The 21396-nt window shown below is 63.5% G+C and carries 20 protein-coding genes and 2 tRNA genes; 16 read left to right on the forward strand and 6 right to left on the reverse strand.

The window, feature by feature from the left end:
• Positions 1–66 precede the first annotated feature (66 nt).
• From ATF69_RS09940 to ATF69_RS10005, 14 genes are all read left to right on the forward strand, one after another.
• On the forward strand, positions 67–1287 hold the full coding sequence (locus ATF69_RS09940; protein ID WP_146870821.1) for an IscS subfamily cysteine desulfurase: 1221 nt from the start codon (positions 67–69) through the stop codon (positions 1285–1287).
• Positions 1288–1326: 39 nt separating this feature from the next.
• Positions 1327–1728, forward strand: a complete 402-nt coding sequence (iscU, locus tag ATF69_RS09945; RefSeq protein ID WP_121942835.1) for a Fe-S cluster assembly scaffold IscU — start codon at positions 1327–1329, stop codon at positions 1726–1728.
• Between the two features lie 25 nt (positions 1729–1753).
• Positions 1754–2077, forward strand: coding sequence for an iron-sulfur cluster assembly protein IscA (gene iscA / locus ATF69_RS09950; RefSeq protein WP_056063043.1), 324 nt, complete (start codon positions 1754–1756; stop codon positions 2075–2077).
• An 85-nt stretch (positions 2078–2162) separates the two neighbouring features.
• Entirely contained in the window at positions 2163–2681 is a 519-nt protein-coding gene (gene hscB, locus ATF69_RS09955) for a Fe-S protein assembly co-chaperone HscB (protein ID WP_146870822.1), read from the forward strand.
• An 80-nt stretch (positions 2682–2761) separates the two neighbouring features.
• Complete coding sequence (gene hscA / locus ATF69_RS09960) at positions 2762–4633, forward strand: Fe-S protein assembly chaperone HscA (RefSeq protein WP_099730350.1); 1872 nt, start codon at positions 2762–2764, stop codon at positions 4631–4633.
• A gap of 42 nt (positions 4634–4675) precedes the next feature.
• Positions 4676–5014: an ISC system 2Fe-2S type ferredoxin gene (gene fdx, locus ATF69_RS09965; protein WP_015013986.1), complete on the forward strand. Its 339-nt coding sequence runs from the start codon at positions 4676–4678 to the stop codon at positions 5012–5014.
• Positions 5014–5727 carry a DNA polymerase III subunit epsilon gene (gene dnaQ / locus ATF69_RS09970; protein WP_146870823.1) on the forward strand — a complete coding sequence of 238 codons (714 nt, stop codon included), beginning with the start codon at positions 5014–5016 and terminating at the stop codon, positions 5725–5727. The genes fdx and dnaQ overlap by 1 nt, the downstream gene beginning before the upstream one ends.
• Before the next feature lie 37 nt (positions 5728–5764).
• Positions 5765–5839, forward strand: a tRNA-Val gene (locus ATF69_RS09975).
• A 51-nt stretch (positions 5840–5890) separates the two neighbouring features.
• Positions 5891–5965 (forward strand) — tRNA-Val (locus ATF69_RS09980).
• Between the two features lie 156 nt (positions 5966–6121).
• The gene (locus tag ATF69_RS09985) at positions 6122–7159 is read left to right on the forward strand and encodes a histone deacetylase family protein (RefSeq protein ID WP_146870824.1); all 1038 of its coding nucleotides are present in this window, start codon (positions 6122–6124) and stop codon (positions 7157–7159) included.
• A gap of 39 nt (positions 7160–7198) precedes the next feature.
• Complete coding sequence (locus ATF69_RS09990) at positions 7199–8296, forward strand: NAD(P)/FAD-dependent oxidoreductase (protein ID WP_146870825.1); 1098 nt, start codon at positions 7199–7201, stop codon at positions 8294–8296.
• A gap of 145 nt (positions 8297–8441) precedes the next feature.
• Positions 8442–8744, forward strand: coding sequence for a DUF883 family protein (locus ATF69_RS09995; RefSeq protein ID WP_008904788.1), 303 nt, complete (start codon positions 8442–8444; stop codon positions 8742–8744).
• Positions 8745–8789: 45 nt separating this feature from the next.
• Entirely contained in the window at positions 8790–9185 is a 396-nt protein-coding gene (locus ATF69_RS10000; protein WP_015013990.1) for a phage holin family protein, read from the forward strand.
• On the forward strand, positions 9182–9520 hold the full coding sequence (locus tag ATF69_RS10005) for a hypothetical protein (protein WP_146870826.1): 339 nt from the start codon (positions 9182–9184) through the stop codon (positions 9518–9520). Before ATF69_RS10000 ends, ATF69_RS10005 begins: the two co-directional genes overlap by 4 nt.
• Before the next feature lie 129 nt (positions 9521–9649).
• On the opposite strand, the gene ATF69_RS10010 is transcribed toward ATF69_RS10005, so the two are convergent.
• The gene (locus tag ATF69_RS10010) at positions 9650–10702 is read right to left on the reverse strand and encodes a quinone-dependent dihydroorotate dehydrogenase (RefSeq protein WP_146870827.1); all 1053 of its coding nucleotides are present in this window, start codon (positions 10700–10702) and stop codon (positions 9650–9652) included.
• Positions 10703–10738: 36 nt separating this feature from the next.
• Between ATF69_RS10010 and rpiA the strand changes: the two genes are divergently transcribed.
• The gene (rpiA, locus tag ATF69_RS10015) at positions 10739–11428 is read left to right on the forward strand and encodes a ribose-5-phosphate isomerase RpiA (protein ID WP_056744695.1); all 690 of its coding nucleotides are present in this window, start codon (positions 10739–10741) and stop codon (positions 11426–11428) included.
• 135 nt (positions 11429–11563) lie between these two features.
• Here the strand turns inward: rpiA and ATF69_RS10020 are convergent, their stop codons facing one another.
• The 5 genes from ATF69_RS10020 to ATF69_RS10040 all read right to left on the reverse strand — a co-directional run bounded on the left by ATF69_RS10020 (position 11564) and on the right by ATF69_RS10040 (position 18506).
• Positions 11564–12220 (reverse strand): glutaredoxin family protein, encoded by a 657-nt coding sequence (locus tag ATF69_RS10020; RefSeq protein ID WP_146870828.1) that lies wholly within the window; start codon positions 12218–12220, stop codon positions 11564–11566.
• 58 nt (positions 12221–12278) lie between these two features.
• A complete protein-coding gene (locus tag ATF69_RS10025; protein WP_146870829.1) occupies positions 12279–14324 on the reverse strand; it encodes a M3 family metallopeptidase in 2046 nt (681 codons plus the stop codon).
• Positions 14325–14393: 69 nt separating this feature from the next.
• On the reverse strand, positions 14394–15248 hold the full coding sequence (folD, locus tag ATF69_RS10030) for a bifunctional methylenetetrahydrofolate dehydrogenase/methenyltetrahydrofolate cyclohydrolase FolD (RefSeq protein ID WP_146870830.1): 855 nt from the start codon (positions 15246–15248) through the stop codon (positions 14394–14396).
• Positions 15249–15321: 73 nt separating this feature from the next.
• A complete protein-coding gene (locus ATF69_RS10035) occupies positions 15322–15948 on the reverse strand; it encodes a response regulator transcription factor (protein WP_007848524.1) in 627 nt (208 codons plus the stop codon).
• The gene (locus tag ATF69_RS10040; protein WP_056062995.1) at positions 15945–18506 is read right to left on the reverse strand and encodes a PAS domain S-box protein; all 2562 of its coding nucleotides are present in this window, start codon (positions 18504–18506) and stop codon (positions 15945–15947) included. Before ATF69_RS10040 ends, ATF69_RS10035 begins: the two co-directional genes overlap by 4 nt.
• Positions 18507–18673: 167 nt before the next feature.
• On the opposite strand from ATF69_RS10040, the gene aceE reads away from it, so the two are divergent.
• Positions 18674–21382, forward strand: coding sequence for a pyruvate dehydrogenase (acetyl-transferring), homodimeric type (gene aceE / locus ATF69_RS10045; protein ID WP_146870831.1), 2709 nt, complete (start codon positions 18674–18676; stop codon positions 21380–21382).
• Positions 21383–21396: the final 14 nt, after the last annotated feature.

Genomic DNA, 21396 nt, shown 5'->3' on the forward strand with positions numbered 1-21396 from the left:
CGTCATCGTTTTCTTGTTTGTTCTGCCTCTTCTGTTTGCCAGCCAGAACCTTTTACTGAGCCAGCCATGGACATGACCCCGCACTTTCCCATCTATCTCGACTATGGCGCCACGACCCCGGTAGACCCCCGCGTGGTGGACGCTATGATTCCCTGGTTGCGTGAGCACTTTGGCAACCCGGCGTCGCGCAGCCACGCATGGGGCTGGGAGGCCGAAGAGGCGGTGGAAAAAGCGCGTGTGCAAGTGGCCGACCTGATTGGTGCCGACCCCCGCGAAATCGTCTGGACCAGTGGTGCGACCGAGTCCATCAACCTGGCCTTGAAGGGCGCTGCGCATTTCTACAAAGGCAAGGGCAAACACCTCATCACGCTCAAGACCGAGCACAAGGCCGTGCTGGACACCATGCGCGAGCTGGAGCGCCAAGGCTTTGAAGCCACCTATCTGGACGTGCAGGAAGACGGCTTGGTCAACATGGATGCCCTGAAGGCTGCCATCCGTCCAGACACCGTGCTGATCAGCGTCCTCTTCGTGAACAACGAAATCGGTGTGATCCAGGACATCCCCGCCATTGGCGCCCTGTGCCGTGAGAAGGGCATCCTGCTGCATGTGGACGCCGCCCAGGCGACGGGCCGTGTCGAGATCGACATGAACGTGCTGCCCATCGACCTGATGAGCATGACCGCCCACAAGACCTACGGCCCCAAAGGCATCGGTGCGCTGTACGTGCGCCGCAAGCCCCGCGTGCGCCTGGAAGCACAGATGCACGGTGGTGGCCATGAGCGCGGCATGCGTTCGGGCACCTTGCCCACGCACCAGATCGTGGGCATGGGCGAGGCCTTCCGCATTGCCAAGGAAGAAATGACAGAGAGCAATGCCAAGGCGAAGGCCTTGCAGCAGCGGTTGCTCGACGGCCTCAAGGACATCGAACAGGTCTATATCAACGGCAGCCTGGAGCGCCGTGTGCCGCAGAACCTGAACATGAGCTTCAACTTCGTCGAAGGCGAATCGCTCATCATGGGAATCAAGGGCCTGGCGGTGTCGTCGGGCTCGGCCTGCACTTCTGCCAGCCTGGAACCGAGCTATGTGCTGCGCGCTTTGGGCCGCAGTGACGAGCTGGCCCACAGCAGTCTGCGCATGACCATCGGCCGTTTCACGACCGAAGAAGAGATCGACTACGCCATCTCCACCATTCGCGAGAACGTGGCCCGCCTGCGCGAACTGAGCCCGCTGTGGGAGATGTACAAGGACGGCATCGACATCAGCACCATCCAGTGGGCTGCTCACTGATTCCGCGCAAATTCTGGACGTATTGAAGAGGTACACATCATGGCTTATTCAGACAAAGTGGTTGACCATTACGAGAACCCCCGCAACGTGGGTTCGTTCGACAAGGGTGACGATTCGGTGGGCACCGGTATGGTGGGCGCGCCTGCCTGCGGCGACGTGATGAAGCTGCAGATCAAGGTGAACCCTGAAACCGGCGTGATCGAAGACGCCCGCTTCAAGACCTACGGCTGCGGCTCGGCCATTGCTTCGTCGTCGCTGGTGACCGAGTGGGTCAAGGGCAAGACGCTGGACGAAGCCGCGGCGCTCAAGAACAGCGAGATCGCTGAAGAGTTGGCCTTGCCGCCCGTCAAGATCCACTGTTCCATCCTGGCCGAAGATGCGATCAAGGCTGCCGTGCTGGACTACAAGACCAAGCACGCCGCCACGGCCTCTGCCGCCTGATTGTTTGACAGATAGATCGAGAGACATGGCCATTACGCTGACAGAAGCTGCAGCCCGGCACGTCAACCGCTACCTTGCCCGCCGTGGCAAGGGGCTGGGCGTGCGTCTGGGGGTCAAGACGACCGGCTGCTCGGGGCTTGCCTACAAGCTGGAGTATGTGGACGCGAGCGAGCCCGAGGACATCGTGTTCGAGAACCACGGTGTCAAGGTGCTGATCGACCCCAAGAGCCTGGCCTACATCGATGGCACCGAGCTGGACTTTGTCCGTGAGGGGCTGAACGAAGGCTTCAAGTTCAACAACCCCAACGAGCGTGATCGCTGCGGTTGCGGGGAGAGCTTCCGCGTCTGAACGTCTTCAGCTGATGTAACGCCAAACCGCCAACGCGCTCTGTGCTGGCGGTTTTTTCTTGGATTTTCTTCACGCCCCCTTGCGCATGAATCTGCAATCTGACGACTTCGAACTGTTTGGCCTGGCTTGCCGCTTTGCACAAGAACGCAGCGCCATCGACGCGCGCTGGAAGGAACTGCAGCGCGAAGCCCACCCCGACAAGTTTGCTGCGCAAGGCGCTGCGGCGCAGCGCGTAGCGATGCAGTGGTCCGTGCGCATCAACGAAGCTTACCAACGCCTGAAGGACCCCATGCGCCGGGCGGCCTATCTGTGCGAACTGCACGGAGCGCCTATCCGTGCCGAAGACAACACCGCCATGCCCGCTGCATTTTTGATGCAGCAGATGGAATGGCGCGAGGCACTGGAAGATGCCCGCGCAGACAGCGAGCTGGACGCACTGGACGATGAGGTGGAACAAGCCCGGCGTGCCGCTCTGTCGCAGTGCGAGCAACTCATCGACCAGCAGCAGGACTATGCGGGCGCGGCCCGCCAGGTCAGAGCCCTCATGTTCATTGCGCGATTTGCGGACGACGTAGAACGTCGCCGAGAGCAACTGGGACAATAGAGCGGTTTTGCTTTCCCCCTGGGGCCCCTGTCGCTTGCTGAGGTGATGGCGTCCCCCACCACGTTGAGACCCGAAATTTCATGGCGCTTTTGCAGATCTCCGAACCCGGCCAGTCCCCCGACCCGCACCAGCGGCGCATCGCGGTGGGCATTGACCTGGGCACCACCCATTCTCTGGTTGCCGCTGTGCGCAATGGTGTGTCCGAATGCCTGCCCGATGCACAGGGCAGGGTGCTGCTGCCCTCGGTGGTGCGCTACCTGGCCAACGGCGGTCGCCAGATCGGATATGACGCCGTGGCGGCGCAGGCCCAGGATGCACGCAACACCATCGCCTCGGCCAAACGCTTCATGGGGCGTGGCCTCAAGGACGTGGCGGAAGCGGGCAAGCTGCCATACGACTTCGTGGCTGCTGCTGATGGCGGCGAGGGCGGTATGGTCAGCCTGTCCACGGTGGATGGCAACAAGTCGCCCGTCGAGATCAGTGCCGAGATTCTGGCCACGCTGCGCTACCGCGCCGAAGACACCTTCAATGATGATCTGTATGGCGCAGTGATCACCGTGCCTGCGTACTTCGACGACGCCCAGCGCCAGGCCACCAAGGATGCGGCCAAGCTCGCTGGCATCAACCTGCTGCGCCTGATCAACGAGCCCACTGCGGCGGCGATTGCCTATGGCCTGGACAACGCCAGCGAGGGCGTCTACGCCGTCTATGACCTGGGTGGGGGTACGTTTGATATTTCCGTCCTGCGCCTGACGCAGGGCGTGTTCGAGGTGATTGCCACGGGCGGCGACTCTGCCCTCGGAGGCGACGACTACGACGCGGCGCTGGCGGACTGGGTTCTGCAGCAGGTGGGGCAACAGGCGGTCACACCAGCCGACAAGTCGGCCGTGCGCATGGCGGCGCGCGCCTGCAAGGAGGCCTTGACTGCTACTGATTTGGTAGCATTCAAGGCAGAGCTGTCTAGCGCTTCTGTGCAATTTGACGTCAAACGGTTGGATTTTGACGCGGTGACGGCCGATTTGACCGCCCGCTCCATGGCGGCTGTGCGCCGGGCCCTTCGCGATGCGCATCTGGCGCGCGATGAAGTGCAGGGTGTGGTCATGGTGGGCGGCTCCACCCGCATGCCGCAGGTGCAGCGGGCCGTGGCGGAGTTCTTTGGCAAGGAGCCACTGACCAACCTGAATCCCGACGAAGTGGTCGCGCTGGGTGCCGCCATCCAGGCCAACCAGCTGGCCGGTAACAACACGGCAGGCGACCTGCTGCTGCTGGACGTGATTCCGCTGTCCCTGGGCATCGAAACCATGGGCGGGTTGGTGGAGCGCATTGTTGCGCGCAACGAGACCATACCTACCGCCAAGGCGCAGGACTTCACGACCTACAAGGATGGACAGACCGCGCTGGCCATCCATGTGGTCCAAGGCGAGCGTGACCTGGTGCAGGACTGCCGCAGCCTGGCGCGCTTTGAGTTGCGCGGTATTCCCCCGATGGCGGCAGGCGCTGCGCGCATCCGTGTGACCTTCACCGTCGATGCCGATGGCCTGCTGAGCGTGGCCGCGAAAGAGCAGGGCAGTGGGGTGGAGGCCCGCATTGACGTGAAACCATCGTACGGCCTCACGGACGACCAGATCGCGCGCATGCTGCAGGATGGCTTTGCCACGGCCGCGCAGGACATGAAAGCCCGTGCCGTGGTCGAGGCCCGCGTGGACGCCGACCGCATGCTGATTGCCACGCAAAGCGCGCTCGACGCGGATGGCGACGTGCTCAGCCCCAAGGAGCGGGCTGCCATCGACGCCCTGATGGTGGCCTTGCGCCACCAGCGCGACGCCGACGATGCCGCGGCCATCGAGGCCGCCACGGAAGCCCTGGCCAAGGGCACCGAGGCGTTTGCAGCCCAGCGCATGAACCGCGGTATCCAGCAGGCCCTGGCCGGCAAGAACGTCGCGAGCCTGTGATACGAGCCAGCGCATCCCTCTGAACAAGAAAAAGACCACCCCATGCCTGTCATCAAGATCCTTCCCCATCCCGAATACTGCCCCGCTGGCACTGAGATTACGGCGCCCGCAGGCACCTCGATCTGCGAAGCGCTGCTGGACAACCACATCAACATCGAGCACGCCTGCGACATGAGCTGTGCCTGCACCACCTGCCACGTCATCGTGCGCCAGGGGCTGAATTCGCTGAATGCGGCAGAAGAAGAGGAAGAAGACCTGCTGGACCGCGCCTGGGGCCTGGAGCCGCAGTCACGCCTGTCGTGCCAGGCCATCCTGGCGCAGACCGATCTGGTCGTCGAAATTCCGAAGTACACGATCAACCACGCCAAGGAAAACCACTGATGTCCCGGCAAATTGTTCTGGACACGGAGACCACCGGCCTTTCGGCCGAGGGGGGCGACCGCATCATTGAACTGGGTTGTGTGGAGCTGCTCAACCGCAAGCTGACCGGCAACAACCTGCACCTTTACTTCAACCCGGGCCGCGACAGCCACGAGGACGCGCTGAAGGTGCACGGCATCAGCAACGAGTTTCTGAAGGACAAGCCCAAGTTTGCGGATGTGGTGGATGACATCCTGCAGTACCTGCAGGGCGCCGAGATCATCATCCATAACGCAGCGTTTGACGTGGGCTTCCTCAACAAGGAGCTGGAGCTGGTGGGGCGCCCGGCGTTTGGCACCTATGTGCAGAGCGTGACCGACACGCTGGCCATGGCCAAGGAGATGTACCCGGGAAAGCGCAATTCGCTGGACGCCCTGTGCGACCGCCTGGGCGTGGACAACTCGGGCCGTACGCTGCACGGCGCCTTGCTTGATGCCGAGTTGCTGGCCGATGTGTACATCAACCTCACGCGCGGGCAGGATGCCTTGCTGATCGCCGATGATGGCCATGACAGTGCTGACGGTGTGAAGGTGGCTTCCATCGATTTGCGTGGCCTTGCGCTGCCCGTGCTGCGGGCGAGCGAGCAGGAGCAGGCGGCGCATGCCGAGGTGCTCACGCAGATCGACAAGGCCAGCGGTGGCAAAACAATTTGGAGGACTCTCCAATCGGCCTGAAAAGCTGTGCCATAATAGAGGGCTGTCGCAGCGACAAGGGTGATTAGCTCAGCGGTAGAGCACTGCCTTCACACGGCAGGGGTCACATGTTCGATCCATGTATCACCCACCATGTTGCTGCCAGACTTTTCGCAGCGGTATCTTTCTCCAAGGTGCTTGCGACGGGTGATTAGCTCAGCGGTAGAGCACTGCCTTCACACGGCAGGGGTCACATGTTCGATCCATGTATCACCCACCAATTTGAAAATCCCTGCAGGTTCTTGACCTGCAGGGATTTTTTCTTTTCCGGTCCGAGAGGCCCTGCAGCCCGCAAAACCGTCGTAGGGATCGGTGATGGAGCTTTGCGGGGGGCTGGCGCGCTACATTTGTCCCTCGTACCTGCAACGCAGCATCCATGATCACCTTCCACAATCCCTTGCACCAGGGGCATGCGCCCGTCCACGAATTCTTCCGGGGCGAACGTGTGCCGTGTTTTGAAAAGCCCGCACGGGTGGACTATGTGGAGGAAGCCCTGCGCGCACGCGGCCACACCATGGCGGCTCCTGATGTGGACTGCAGTGCCGTGCTGGAACAGTTGCATGCGCCGCGCTACCTGGCCTTTCTGCAGACCGCGTGGCAACAATGGCTGGCGCTGGACCCCGGCAACGCTGCAGTACAACCCTTTCCATCGGTGTGGCCAGTGCGCACGCTGCGCAGCGATGTGGAGCCCGACAACTTCGTAGCGCGCCTCGGTCTGTATTCGATGGACAACGGCACCCCCATGGCGGCAGGCACCTGGGCCGCAGCCAAGGCCGGGGCAGATGCGGCAGCCAGCGCAGCGGCTCGCGTAGCGCAAGGCACGCGTGCCGCGTTTTGCTGCACACGGCCGCCAGGACACCATGCGGGCCCGGACTTCATGGGCGGCTATTGCTTTTTGAACAACGCCGCCGTGGCCGCACAGACCCTACGAAACCAGGGCGCCCAGCGTGTGGCGGTGCTGGACGTGGACTACCACCATGGCAACGGCACGCAGAGCATCTTTTACGACCGCAGTGATGTGCTGTTCATCAGCATCCACGGCGACCCGCGCACGGAGTACCCCTTTTACCTGGGCCACGCCGATGAGACGGGCGAGGGGGTTGGCGGCGGTTTCAACCTCAATCTGCCTTTGCCCGCCGGCACCAGCGCGGCGACCTGGTTCGAAGCGTTGGAGAAGGCTTGCGCCCGCATCGCGGAGCACCGCGCCGATGGGCTGGTGATATCGCTGGGGCTGGATGCCTTCGAGGGCGATCCCATCTCGCGGTTTGCACTGGCTTCGTCAGATTTCACGCGCCTGGGCGAGCGGCTGGCGCGGCTCGGTCTGCCCACGGTGTTCGTGCTGGAGGGCGGTTATGCGGCGGCCGAGCTGGGTACCAATGCCGTCAACGTGCTCGATGGTTTTGAACAGGCCTGACCCAGCACCCGGCAGGGGATGATGCATGGAGACACACGGATGATCGATACGGTGGATTGTGTGGTGGTGGGCGCGGGCGTGGTTGGCCTGGCAGTGGCCCGTGCGCTGGCGCTGCAAGGTAGGGAGGTGATGGTGCTGGAAGCGGCAGACGCCATCGGCACCGGCACCAGTTCGCGTAATAGTGAAGTGATTCACGCGGGGCTGTACTACCCCGCAGGGTCGCTCAAGGCCCGCCTGTGCGTGCGGGGCAAGGAATTGCTCTATGCCTACTGCGCGGAGCGCGGCGTGCCCCACCGCCGTTGCGGCAAGTTGTTGGTGGCCACCTCTGCCGCCCAGTTGGACAGCCTGGAAGGCATCCAGGCGCGCGCCCGTGCCAACGGAGTGCTGGACCTTCAACGCCTGAGCCGTGAAGAAGCCCTGGAGATGGAGCCCGCGCTGGCCTGCGTCGGTGCCTTGCACTCGCCCAGCACCGGCATCGTCGATAGCCATGCGCTCATGCTGGCGCTGCAGGGCGATCTGGAGCATGCGGGTGGTGTTGTGGCGCTGAATTCGCCACTAGCGCTAGCCTCTATTGGCTCTGATGCTATTGATTTGGAAGCGGTGGATGGCACGCGTCTGCGCGCTCGCACCGTGGTGAACGCCGCTGGGCTGCATGCCCCCGCACTGGCCGCGCGATTTGCCGGTCTGGCCCCGCAGCATGTGCCCACGGCGTTTTACGCCAAGGGCAACTACTTCACGTTGACGGGCAAGGCGCCTTTCAGCCGGCTGATTTACCCGGTGCCCGAGGCGGCTGGTTTGGGTGTGCACCTCACGCTGGACCTGGGCGGACAAGCCAAGTTTGGCCCGGACGTGCAGTGGGTGGATTCGCCTGACGATCTGCAGGTGGACCCCGCGCGCGGCGATGCCTTTTATGCCGAGGTGCGCAAATACTGGCCTGGCTTGCAGGATGGCGCTCTGGCCCCTGGCTATGCAGGCATGCGCCCCAAGATTCACGGGCCGGATGCACCGGCGGCAGATTTTGTCATTCAAGGGCCCTCCGTGCATGGGGTGGCGGGGCTGGTCAACCTGTTTGGTATCGAGTCGCCCGGCTTGACAAGTGCCCTCGCCATTGCGGAGCATGTGGCTGCGCTGGTTTGATCTGCGGCAAGCCATTTGCAATCAGTAACCTCTTGCGTCCCCGTCCTACGAGGGGTTTCTGCGCGGATGGCTAAGATGAACTTCAGTCCTCCACGTTGGCGTGCGGGATTTCCCATCACTTTTGGCACTACACAGAAAGGCTTGTATGACTGCTTCTGACACCACGACCACCCAGGGCGAACTGGAAAAGCTGGTTTCCGATCTGCGGGGGCTGTTGGCCAACAAGGATCTGGACGCAGTGCCTGAAATCAAGTTGCTTCGCCAGCGCCTGGACGACGGCATGCACAACGTGCGTGAATCTGCCGTTCGCGCCGCCCAGGATGCGGCACGTCAGGCCAAGGAAGCTGCACTGGCTGCTGACCGCTATGCCCATGACGAACCGTGGCGTGTGGCGGGTGCCGCGTTGGCCGTGGGTGCGCTGGTTGGCTTTCTGCTTGCACGCCGCTGATCGTCGCTGTCCTCCCATGACGGCACGCCACAGAGGCAACAAGACATGAATTGGCTCTCGCTGCTGGGTCTGGAAGGGTTGGCCGCCCGCTGGCGTGCCAACCTGATCGAGGGCGCCATCGCCGCCGAAGACCGTATGGACCTGGCCCGCCTCGAATGGGCGGACCTTAAGCAGCGCCTTCAGCAATTGCTGGTGCTCACCATTCTGGTGGCCGGGCTCACGGTGGTGGCGCTCATCATGGTGTCGCTCGCCGTGCTGGTGCACTTTTGGGACTCGCCACAGCGCACGCTGGTGGCATGGCTGGTGGCTGGCGTGTGGGCTGCTGGCTGGGCGGCTGCCACGGTGTCGTTGGTGTCTGTGGCCCAACGTGCGGGCAGTGGTTTCGCACTGACGCGGCGAGAGCTCGCGCAGGATTGGCGTGACATCAAGGAGCGCTTGTGAGTACCCCACATCCCACCACTACGTTGCAGACTGCGCCTGTGGCGCGGACTACCCCCACCGTGGAGCAGCAGCGCGTGCTCGACCGCATCGAACTGCAGCGTGAGCGGCTGCGTGCCCGCCGCGTAGCCCGGGCCCAAGCCCGCGCGCTCGCGGAGCAGGCTGGAGGCCCCACGGGCGGTGAGGACGCTTCGCTGGCACTGCGCGCCGCCGGGTTTGCGCGGGAGCATCCGCTAGCGGTGGCCGCCATGGCCGGTGTGGCTCTGGTGGCCGGCCCGCGCAGGTTGATCCGGTGGGCGGGCATTGTCTTGCCGATGCTGATGCGCTTGCGGCGCTGACCACTGGCGGGGTTGCGGAGGGCGGCGTCCCGCTGCTCAAACCCACGCCAGCAACTGAAACGGAGCCCTGTTGCCAGAGGCTCCGTTTTCTTATGGGGTCGTGTGGTCGAGCGTCTGTGGCCCGAGGGTTTAGCGCAAGGCCTTGATGGCCTTGGCGGCCTTCACGACCAGCGCAGGGCCTTCATAAATCAGGCCGGTGTAGATCTGCACCACGTCTGCCCCTGCGCGAATCTTGCTCACTGCGTCGTCGGCGCTCATGATGCCGCCGACACCAATGATGGGGAATCCGCTGCCCAAGGTTGCGCGCAGCTGCCGAATGACCTGGTTGCTGGCTTCCAGCACCGGAGTGCCACTCAACCCCCCCGTCTCTTCCGCGTGGCGCATGCCTTGCACCGCAGCGCGGCTGATGGTCGTGTTGGTGGCAATCACACCGTCCATGCCGTGGCGCTGCAGCGTGGCAGCGATTACTGCCACCTGGGCTTCATCCAGGTCCGGTGCAATCTTCACAAAAACCGGTACGCGCCGTTGGTGCTGGGCGGCGAGCGCCTCACGGCGCTCGGCAATCGCTCCCAGCAGTGCATCCAGTGCGGCATCGCTTTGCAATGCGCGCAGGTTCTGGGTGTTGGGTGAGCTGATGTTGACCGTCACATAGTCGGCATGGGGGTATACGCCCTCCAGGCAGATCAGGTAGTCGCTGGTGGCGTTCTCGATGGGGGTAGTGGCGTTCTTGCCGATGTTGAGACCGAGCAGCATGGGGTGCAGACGGTTCTGCTTGCGAAACTGCGCCTGCTGCACATTGCGCAGGAAGGCATCCAGGCCTTCGTTATTGAAGCCCAGGCGGTTGATGAGTGCGCGGGCCTCGGGCAGGCGAAACATGCGCGGCTTGGGGTTGCCCGGCTGCGCTTTGGGGGTCACAGTGCCCACTTCCACAAAACCGAAACCCATGGCGCCCAGCGCGTCAATGCAGCGCGCATTCTTGTCCAGGCCCGCCGCCATGCCCACGCGGTTGGGAAACTTCAGCCCCGCCAGGGTGATGGGGTCGTTCACAGTTTCATTGCACCAGGCCCATTGCAGCGGCGTGCGCTGCCCGCGCGCCAGCATGTCCATGGTGAGTTCGTGGGCGGCCTCGGCATCCATGCCGAAGAGAAAGGGGCGGGTGAGGGCGTAGGGGATCAGGGACATGGGGAGATAATTCAGGATTACCCCCGATTTTCTCCCATGACGACCACCACTCCCCTGACCCAAGACGAACTCAAGACCCTGGTAGGCCAAGCCGCGCTGCAATACGTGGTGCCTGGCGAGATTGTGGGGGTGGGCACCGGCTCCACCGTCAACAAGTTCATTGACGCCCTGGCGGGCATGAAGGACCAGATCAAGGGCGCTGTATCCAGCTCCGTAGCCAGCACGGAGCGCCTGAAGGCACTGGGTATCGCCGTGTTCGATGCCAATGAGGTGCCATCGCTCTCCGTCTACATCGACGGCGCGGACGAGATCGACGGCCAGGGTTACATGGTCAAGGGCGGCGGCGCGGCACTGACACGCGAGAAGATCGTGGCAGCATTGGCCGAGCGCTTTGTGTGTATTGCCGACGAATCCAAGTTGGTGAAGGCCCTGGGCCAGTTTCCGTTGCCGGTGGAGGTGATCCCGATGGCTGCCAATCACATTGCGCGCCGTTTTGCCGCCATGGGTGGACAGGCCAGCTTGCGACTCAAGGACGGACAGCCACTGGTGACTGACAACGGCCAGCACATTCTGGACGTGAAGGGCTTGTCCATCACCGACCCGCTGGCGTTCGAGTCAGAGATCAACCAATGGCCTGGCGTGGTGACCGTGGGTGTGTTTGCCCACCAGAAGGCATCCGTGTGCCTGCTGGGTACGGCGCAGGGCGTGAAGACCATCACCTATTGAGGAATGGTGGTTGGGTGGGTGACAAGCCCACCCCCATAGTTCACCAATACAAAAGGGGCCTCTGGAGGCCCCTTTTATGTTGGGTGGATGTGAATGGAAGGACCAGCCGCCTGGAGGCGGCTACGTCACAGAGTGTCAGAACCGGATACCGGCGGGATTGCTTGGTGTTGGGCCATCATTGACCGGTGGAGGGAGCGCGGGCCGTGCCGGCGCTTTCGGTTCAGCGGCGGGTGCGGACTCCACCGGCTTGGCCGCAACCAGTGGGGTGGGCGCTGGCTGGCGGTAGTTGCTGGGCAACTGGGATTGTTTGGGGTAGCCCGCTGCGTCGAGGTATTGGATCCACTCCGCGTCTGAAAAGCCCACCAGTTGCTGGCCGCCAATGGTGCCAAAAGGCAGGCTGGTGCTGCCACTCAGGCGTTGCAGCGCGGCAATGTCCTCATTGCTGGCCACTGTGCGCTCGGTGTACGGCACACCGCGTGATGTCAGCATGTTGCGCAAGCTTCCGCAGGGTGCGCAGTCATTGCCGGTGTAGATGGTCACCGGGTACCGGTTGGCCACCTGGCGCAGTTCGAAAGGCAACGCTCCATTGGCCGCTGCTGGGCTTGCGGTCGCGGCAGCCGGGGCTGCAGGGCTGCGCGCGGGCGGTGCAGAGGTTTCGGCCGGAGGGCGGTCCGAGAAAGTCACCTTGCCGTCGGGCCCGACAATGCGATAGACATTCTGCGCCTGGGCCCCCACTGAGGCGAGGGCCATCAACAAGGAGGCAGCGGCAGGAGCGAACGTAGTACGGGGCATGCGGGTTCTCCTCATTCTTGTGGGCTGTGGTTTTTAGAGGCCAGGCGACAGACCGCACTCAGGCGGTCAGTTCTTCCGCCATGCCCTGGTGGCGCAGCAGGGCATCCAGACTGGGCTCGCGGCCACGGAAGGCCTTGAAGGACTCCATGGCGGGGCGGCTGCCACCCGCTTCCAGGATGGCCTCACGGTAGCGTCTCCCGGTTTCGGTGCTGGGCAAGCCGTCGGTACCGGCGGTTTCTTCAAAGGCGGCGTAGGCGTCGGCGCTGAGTACCTCGGCCCATTTGTAGCTGTAGTACCCCGCTGCATAGCCGCCGGCAAAGATATGGCTGAAGGTGTGGGCCGTGCGGCTGAACGCGGGCGGCTGCAGCACGGCCACTTCCTGGCGCACCTGGGTCAGCAGGGGCATGAAGTCCTGGGCCGGGTCGTGTTCGGTGTGCAGCAGCATGTCGAACAAGGCAAACTCGATCTGGCGCAGGGTCTGCATGCCGCTCTGGAAGTTCTTGGCGGCGATCATCTTGTCAAACAGCGTGCGCGGCAGCGGCTCGCCGGTGTCCACGTGGGCCGTCATGTGTCTGAGCACATCCCATTCCCAGCAGAAGTTTTCCATGAACTGGCTGGGCAGCTCCACTGCGTCCCATTCGACGCCGCCAATGCCGGAAACATCGCGTTCGTTCACCTGGGTCAGCATGTGATGCAGTCCATGGCCAAATTCATGGAACAGCGTGATCACGTCGTCATGGGTCAACAGTGGCGGCTTGCCATCCACACCGTCCGCGAAGTTGCAGACGAGGTGGGCAATCGGCGTTTGCAGCACTCCGGTGTCGGGGCGCTGCCAGCGCGTGCGCACGTCATCCATCCAGGCGCCGCCCCGCTTGCCGGTGCGGGCGGGCTGGTCGAGGTAGAACTGGCCCACCAGTTGGCCGTTGCGTTCGATGCGATAGAACTCCACCGCAGGGTGCCACACCGGTGCCGTGTCGCGGCGGATGGACACTTCAAACAGCGTCTCAATGATCTTGAACAGGCCTGCCAATACCTTGGGTGCCGTGAAGTACGCCTTGAGCTCCTGCTCGCTGAAGGCATAGCGGGCTTCCTTGAGCTTTTCAGAGATGTAGGGCCAGTCCCAGGGCTGCGGATCGGCCAGGCCCAGGTGTTCGGCCGCAAAGACGCGCAGGTCGGCCACGTCCTTTTCGGCATAGGGCCGGGCGCGGCGGGCGAGATCACGCAAGAACTGGACAACCTCGGCGGGCGACTGGGCCATCTTGGGCACCACGGAGACTTCACCAAAGTTGGCGTAGCCCAGCAGCTGGGCTTCTTCTCGGCGCAAGGCCAGGATTTCGCCAATCAGCGCGGTGTTGTCGAATTTCTGGCCTTCGCCTTCGGCCTGGTCCGAGGCACGGGTGACATAGGCGCGGTACAGCTTGGCGCGCAGGTCGCTGCGGGTGGCAAACTGCATCACCGGCAGGTAGCAAGGCATCTTCAGGGTGAGCTTGTAGCCGGGCTTCCCGTCCGCCTGTGCCGCCGCCAAAGCGGCTTGCTGCACATCGGCCGGTACACCGTCCAGTTCCTCCGCGGTGGCGTAGTAGGCAAAGGCATCGGTCGCGTCCAGCGCGTTTTCGCTGAACTTCTGGCTCAACTCGGCCTGGCGTTCCTGGATCTGGGCGAAGCGCTCTTTGGCCGCCCCGGTCAGCTCAGCGCCGCTGAGCACGAAGTTGCGCACTGCGTTGCGGTGGGCCTGGCGTTGCTCGGGCGTCAGGGTGGCGGGGTCGATGGCCTTGTACTTTGCATAGAGGCGTTCGTCAGCGCCCAGGCGGGTCCAGAACTCCGTGACGCGGGGCAGGGCGGCGTTGTAGGCCGCGCGCAGTTCCGGTGTGTCGGCAACGCTGTTGAGGTGGCTGACAGCCCCCCAGGCGCGGCCGAGCTGTTCGGTGGCTACATCCAGCACCTTGGCGATTGCATCCCAGCGGGCAGGGAAGTCGGGCGCCGTGACGGTCTCCAGAGCCTGATTGGCACGCTCCAGCAGCACATCAACCGCAGGGGCTACGTCCTGTGGGGTGATGCGGTCAAAGGCGGGGAGGTCGGAGAAGTCGAGAAGGGCGTTACTCATGCGGGATTAGATGGCGCCAGGCGGCGCAGGTTCAAGTTGCAAAGCGGCTGGCGTCTTCCCCGGGCGCGGTCAGCGCGCGGCAGCCCGCTCGGCGGCTTCGATGGTGTTCACCAGCAGCATGGTAATGGTCATGGGTCCAACCCCGCCAGGGACGGGGGTGATCCAGCCCGCCACCTCTTTGACGCCCTCAAAGTCCACATCGCCACACAGTTTGCCGTCGGCCTTGCGGTTGATGCCCACGTCGATCACGATGGCACCGGGCTTGACCATGTCGGCGGTGAGCGTGTTGGCGCGGCCGACCGCAGCCACCACGATGTCTGCCTGGCGGGTGTGGTAGCCCAGGTCGGGGGTGCCGCTGTGGGTGACGGTGACCGTGGCATTGGCCTGCAGCAGCAGCAGGGCCATGGGCTTGCCCACGGTGTTGCTGCGCCCGATGACCACGGCATGTTTGCCCTTGATCGACTGGCCTGTGGACTCGATGAGCTTCATGCTGCCGTAGGGCGTGCAGGGGCGGAAACCGTCCAGCCCGGCCATGAGTTCGCCAGCCGACAGCACCGAGTAACCATCCACATCCTTGGAGGTGGCAATGGCCTCGATGACCTTGTGCGGGTCAATGTGCTTGGGCAGGGGCATCTGCACCAGGATGCCGTGCACCGTGGGGTCGGCATTGAGGGCTTCGAGGCGTGCCAGCAGCGCAGCCTCGCTGAGATCGGCGTCGTACTTTTCAAAGATGGAGCGCACGCCGCTGTCCTCGCAGGCCTTGACCTTGTTGCGCACATACACGGCCGAGGCTGGGTCTTCGCCCACCAGAATCACCGCCAGGCCAGGCTGGTGGCCACGGGCGGTGAGGGCGGCAGCGCGTTGCGCCACCTCGCTGCGAAGTTGGCGGGAAAGGGCGTTGCCGTCGATGAGTTGGGCTGTCATGTCAGAAAATACAAGTCAAAATGGCTGGTAGCGCTAGTGCAATATGCGCTGGTAGCTATCAAAATAGGAGCAATCAGCCCTTGGGCGCGTTCTGCCCCAGAGCGATCTTGAGCAGGTCGGCCACCGTGTTGGCGTTGAGCTTTTCCATGATGTTGGCGCGGTGTGCTTCCACCGTCTTGATGCTGATGCCCAGGTCGTCAGCGATCTGCTTGTTCAGGCGACCGGCCACGATGCGTTCGAGCACCTGCGCCTCGCGGCTGGTGAGCTTGGACAGCAGGGCGTCGCGGCTGGCGGCCTGCTGGTAGCCCGCGAAAGCTTCGCGGGCGTGGTCCAGCATGCGCTCGACCAGGCCCACCAGCTCTTCTTCGTCAAAAGGCTTCTGGATGAAGTCCAGTGCACCTTTCTTCATGGTGTTCACGGCCATAGGTACGTCGCCGTGGCCGGTGATGAACACGATGGGCAGCGGCGATTTGCGCTCAATGAGGCGGTCCTGCAGTTCCAGGCCGGTCATGCCGCCCATGCGGATGTCCACGATCAGGCAGGCCACCTCGCGCGGATCGTAGCGTGAGAGAAACGTCTCGGCCGAATCAAAGCAACGCACCCGGTAGTCCTTGCCTTCCAGCAGCCACTGCAGGGAATCGCGAACTGCTTCGTCGTCGTCCACAACGTAAACAGTGCCTTTTTTCGGAATCAAGCTCATGCAACAGTCCTTGGGTTTTGTTCGTTTGCTACAGAATTTGTAGTGGCATCAGCAGGCTTGGCAAGCGGCAGCCAGAAGGAGAACCTGCAGCCTGTAACCTCCGAGCCATTGTAGAGGTTCTCCGCCTGCATCCGGCCCTGGTGGGACTCGACGATGCTGCGGCACAGATTGAGGCCCATGCCCATGCCTTCCTGCTTGGTGGAGAAGAAGGCCTCGAACAGGCGCTCCAGCACTTCGGGGGCCAGCCCCTTGCCGGTGTCCTGCACCGAGAACTCGACCACCTGGCGATCATCGATCTGCTTGGGCACCACGCGCAGCTCCACGCTGCGGTTGGGGGCGGGGCGGTCGGCGTGCTGGATGGCCTCGGCGCCGTTCTTCATCAGGTTGACGAGCACCTGCTCGATCAGGATGGTGTCGGCCATCACTTGCGGCAGGCGCGCGGCGACGTAGTGCGTCAGGCGCACGTTGTGCCGGCGCAGTTCGATGTCGGCCAGCTCGACGGCTTCGTTGACCATCGAATGCACATCGGCCAGCGTGCGGTTGGGCTCGCTCTTTTTCACGAACGAGCGGATCCGCTGGATGATCTGGCCTGCGCGCTGCGCCTGGTGCGCTGTCTTTTGCAGGGCGGTGAGCAGGGCCTCTTCGGTGAGCTGGCCGCTCTGGATGCGCGAAACCATGCCGCTGCAGTAGTTGTTGATGGCGGTGAGCGGCTGGTTCAGTTCGTGCGCCACGCTGGACGCCATCTCGCCCATGGTGATGAGGCGGCTGACCGACTGCGCGCGCTCGGCCTGCCGCTGGGCCTGCTCTTCAGCCAGGCGGCGGGGGGTGATGTCCGTGGCAATCACCATCTGGGCCAGGCGGCCGTCCACCCAGTTCAGATAGCGCGAGCGCACTTCCAGCCACTTGCCCAGGTCGGGCAGGTAGATTTCGGCGTTTTCACTGCGGGCGCTGGTCAGCGTGTCGGTGGGCAGGCCCATCAGGCCGTCCTCATCGTCCATGCCACTTTGCTCCTTGCCCGCAATCGGCACCACGCCTGCCTGCGCCACCAGTTGCAGGTGCCCGCCGGTTTGCGACCCGAACCACTGGCGGTAGAGCTTGTTGGCAAACAGCAGCTCTTCGCTGCCCAGGGGGGCCACCGACACCGAGGCGTCCAGCGACTCCAGCACGATGGTGAAGCGTTCGTGTGACGCCGACAGCTGTTCACGAATGCGGTTGGGCTCGGTGATGTCAGTCATCGACGTCATCCAGCCTGTCTGCTGGCCATGGGCGTCGATCAGCGGAGACACATAGAGCCGGGCGTCGAACAGCGTCCCGCTCTTGCGCTTGACGCGCACCTGAAAGCCGCCTGCCATGGTGTTGCCACGCAGTTCGTCGCGCAGCTTGGCCTGCAGGGTTTCGTGATCGGCCTCGGGCCAGTAGGGGAAGGGGGCTTTCAGGCCCACCAGCTCTTCGGCACTCCAGCCCGTCATCTGGCAAAAGGCGGCATTTACATAGCTGATGCGGCCTTCCATGTCCAGGGCGCGCATGCCGGTGAGGATGGAGTTTTCCATCGCCCGGCGAAAGTTGGTCTCGGCCACCAGGGCCTCTTGCGCCTGCATGCGGCGACGGGTGTGGCGCCAGGTGGCGATCAGCATCCAGGCCGTCATCGCGCTCAGCGTGCCCACCAGCCAGAACAGCCCGCTGCCCACCACGCCAAGCGACGTGCGGTAGGCCTGGGCGCGCAGCACCAGACCGTTGCCAACGGGGGAGACCGGTACCTCGTACTCGTTGGCCTTGGGCGTCCAGGGGAGCAACTGGGTGGCCTTGTTGCGCGGGCCCAGCGGCGTGCCCGCCAGCACCTGGTTCTTGCTGTCGAGCAGCGTCACCGCGTAGCGCGCCAGCACTTCGGTGGGGGTGCCGTAGCGCAGCAGGCTGTCGATGGAATATTCACCCAGCACCACGCCGCTGAACTTGCCCTGGTTGTTGAGCGGTACCTGCAACTGCAGCAATGGGGTCGCATCGCCCGACGTGGCGGCCGGCTGCGCGTACACCGGTTGCTGCAGGTCCCGCGCCAGGCCAAAGGTGTCGGCGGTGTCCCCGGGCTTGAGGACTTCGCCTGCGATGCGCAGCTCACCACTGGCCAGTGTCGGGGCGGCTTGGCTTGCGCGGATGCGTCGGCGGTCGTCAATCCAGGTGATGGCCTGCAGCTCAGGGTACTGGCTGATCAGTGCCTCGGCGCGGCTGATGAACTCTGCCTTACCCAGGTCCTGGTTGGACACATCGCGTGCGATGCGCATGAGTTGCTCTTGCCGTTCCAGCAGGCGCAGGCGTACGCGCTGCTGGGCGTATTCCACGTCGCGCCGTAGGGCTTCTTGTTCGCGTTCGGCTTCTTCGGCGCGCAGGTACCAGAACGCCGCAACGATGGCGGCCAAGAACATCAGCACTGCCGCGAGGGGGGCGAGTGCGGCAAAACGGTCTTGCCGGGTGGGCGACAAGCCGCGCCACCACTTGCGCCACCAGCGTATCGGCGCTGCCACGGTCGTGGCCGTGGGGGAGGGGGTGGTGGGCATCGAATCCATGTAGGGAGTGTAGAGGAGCCCCGGGAGTGCTCAGGCCTTCTGCATCATGTGCGCCTGCAGCAAATTATTGCAATATGAAATGAATAGGCACCATTTGAAATTACGAAAAAATATGCGAAACTAGAGCCAACGTACTAAATTGCTGCCACACCTACAGGAGACAAAGCATGTCAGCTCAGCCCGACCCTCAGGCCGGTTTCGGCATCGGTTCCGATACCGACCAGCAAGAAACCCGTGAATGGATGGACGCGCTGTCCGCCGTGATCGACAAGGAGGGCCCAGAGCGCGCCCACTTCCTGTTGGAACAACTTCTTGAACACGCCCGCCAGAGCAGCATCGACCTGCCGTTTTCTGCCAACACGGGTTACGTCAACACCATCGAGCCGGAAAAAGAGGCGCACTGCCCTGGCAACATCGCCATCGAAAAGCGCCTGCGCGCCTACATGCGCTGGAACGCCATGGCCATGGTGGTGCGTGCCAACCGCCTGAACCCTGCCGACGGCGGCGACCTGGGCGGTCACATTGGTTCGTTTGCCTCGGTGGCCAGCATGTTCGGTGCGGGCTTCAACCACTTCTGGCATGCCGCCAGCGAAGACCACGGCGGTGACCTGCTGTACATCCAGGGCCACAGCGCCCCCGGCATCTATGCGCGCGCTTACCTCGAGGGCCGCCTGAGCGAAGAGCAGCTCGACAGCTTCCGCCAGGAAGTGGACGGCAAGGGCCTGTCCAGCTACCCGCACCCCAAGCTGATGCCCGAGTTCTGGCAGTTCCCTACGGTGTCCATGGGCCTGGGGCCATTGATGGCCATCTATCAGGCCCGCTTCCTCAAGTACCTGCACGCCCGTGGCATTGCCAACACCGAAAACCGCAAGGTGTGGGTGTTCTGCGGTGACGGTGAAATGGACGAACCCGAATCCCTGGGCGCCATCGGCCTGGCCGCGCGCGAAAACCTCGACAACCTGGTCTTCGTGATCAACTGCAATCTGCAGCGCCTGGACGGCCCAGTGCGGGGTAACGGCAAGATCGTGCAAGAACTCGAAGGCGAGTTCCGCGGCGCGGGCTGGAACGTGATCAAGCTGCTGTGGGGCAATGGCTGGGATGCCTTGCTGGCCCGCGACAAGACCGGCAAGCTCAAGCAGCTGATGATGGAAACGCTGGACGGCGATTACCAGGCCATGAAGGCCAACGATGGCGCCTTCGTGCGCAAGAACTTCTTCGGCAAGTACCCCGAGACGCTCAAGCTCGTCGAGCACATGACCGACGAAGAGGTGTTCGAACTGCGCCGTGGCGGCCACGAGCCCGCCAAGGTGTATGCCGCCTTCCACGCTGCCAATGAGCACAAGAACCAGCCCACCGTGCTGCTGGTCAAGACCGTCAAGGGTTATGGCATGGGCAAGGCCGGTGAAGGCAAGAACACCGTGCACCAGACCAAGAAGCTGTCGGACGAGGACATCAAGTACATCCGCGACCGCTTCAACATCCCGATCCCGGACAGCCAGCTGGCTGACATTCCGTACTACAAGCCGGCCGATGACACCCCGGAGATGCAGTACCTGCACGAGCGCCGCAAGGCCCTGGGTGGCTACCTCCCCAAGCGTCGTCCCAAGGCGGACGAGCACTTCACCGTGCCCGCCATCGAGACCTTCAAGGCCATCCTGGAGCCCACGGCCGAAGGCCGTGAAATCTCCACCACCCAGGCCTACGTGCGCTTCATCACGCAACTGCTGCGCGACCAGGCCCTGGGGCCGCGTGTGGTGCCCATCCTGGTGGATGAGGCCCGCACCTTCGGCATGGAAGGCCTGTTCCGCCAGATCGGCATCTACAACCCCAAGGGCCAGCTGTACACCCCGGTCGATCGCGACCAGGTGATGTACTACAAGGAAGACAAGGCCGGCCAGATCCTGCAGGAAGGCATCAACGAAGCCGGCGGCATGGCCAGCTGGATCGCTGCCGCCACCAGCTACAGCACCAACAACCGCATCATGGTGCCGTTCTACGTGTACTACTCGATGTTCGGCTTCCAGCGCATTGGCGACCTGGCCTGGGCTGCGGGTGACATGCAGGCCCGTGGCTTCTTGCTGGGCGGCACCTCGGGCCGTACTACGCTCAACGGTGAAGGCCTGCAGCACGAAGATGGTCACAGCCACATCCTGGCCAACACCATCCCCAACTGCGTGAGCTACGACCCCACCTTTGCCCACGAAGTGGCGGTGATCATGCACCGTGGTCTCAAGCGCATGGTCGAGCAGCAGGAAAACGTCTTCTACTACATCACGCTGCTCAACGAGAACTACCCGATGCCGGGCCTCGTGGAAGGCACGGAAGAGCAGATCATCAAGGGCATGTACCTGTGCAAGCCCGGCGCCGAGGGTGACAAGCGCGTGCAACTGCTGGGTTCGGGCACCATCCTGCGCGAGTCGCTGGCTGCCCAAACCCTGCTGGCCGCTGACTGGGGCGTGCAGGCCGATGTGTGGAGCTGCCCGAGCTTCAACGAACTCACCCGCGAAGGCCAGGACGTGGACCGCTGGAACCTGCTGCACCCGCTGGAAACTCCGCGCGTGCCGTTTGTGGCGCAGCAACTGGGCAGCAGCACGGGCCCCGTGGTCGCATCCACGGACTACATGAAGGCCTATGCAGAGCAGATCCGTCCCTTTGTGCCCAAGGGCCGCAACTACAAGGTGCTGGGCACCGACGGTTTTGGCCGCAGCGACTTCCGCAGCAAGCTGCGCGAGCACTTCGAGGTGAACCGCCACTACATCGTCGTCGCCGCCCTCAAGGCGCTGAGCGAAGACGGCGTACTGCCCGCCACCAAGGTGGCCGAGGCGATCGCCAAGTACGGCATCAATGCTGACAAGATCAACCCGCTCTACGCATAAAACGAACGGAGACA

The organism is Acidovorax delafieldii (assembly GCF_007993815.1).
Taxonomy (GTDB): Bacteria; Pseudomonadota; Gammaproteobacteria; order Burkholderiales; family Burkholderiaceae_C; genus Acidovorax; species Acidovorax delafieldii.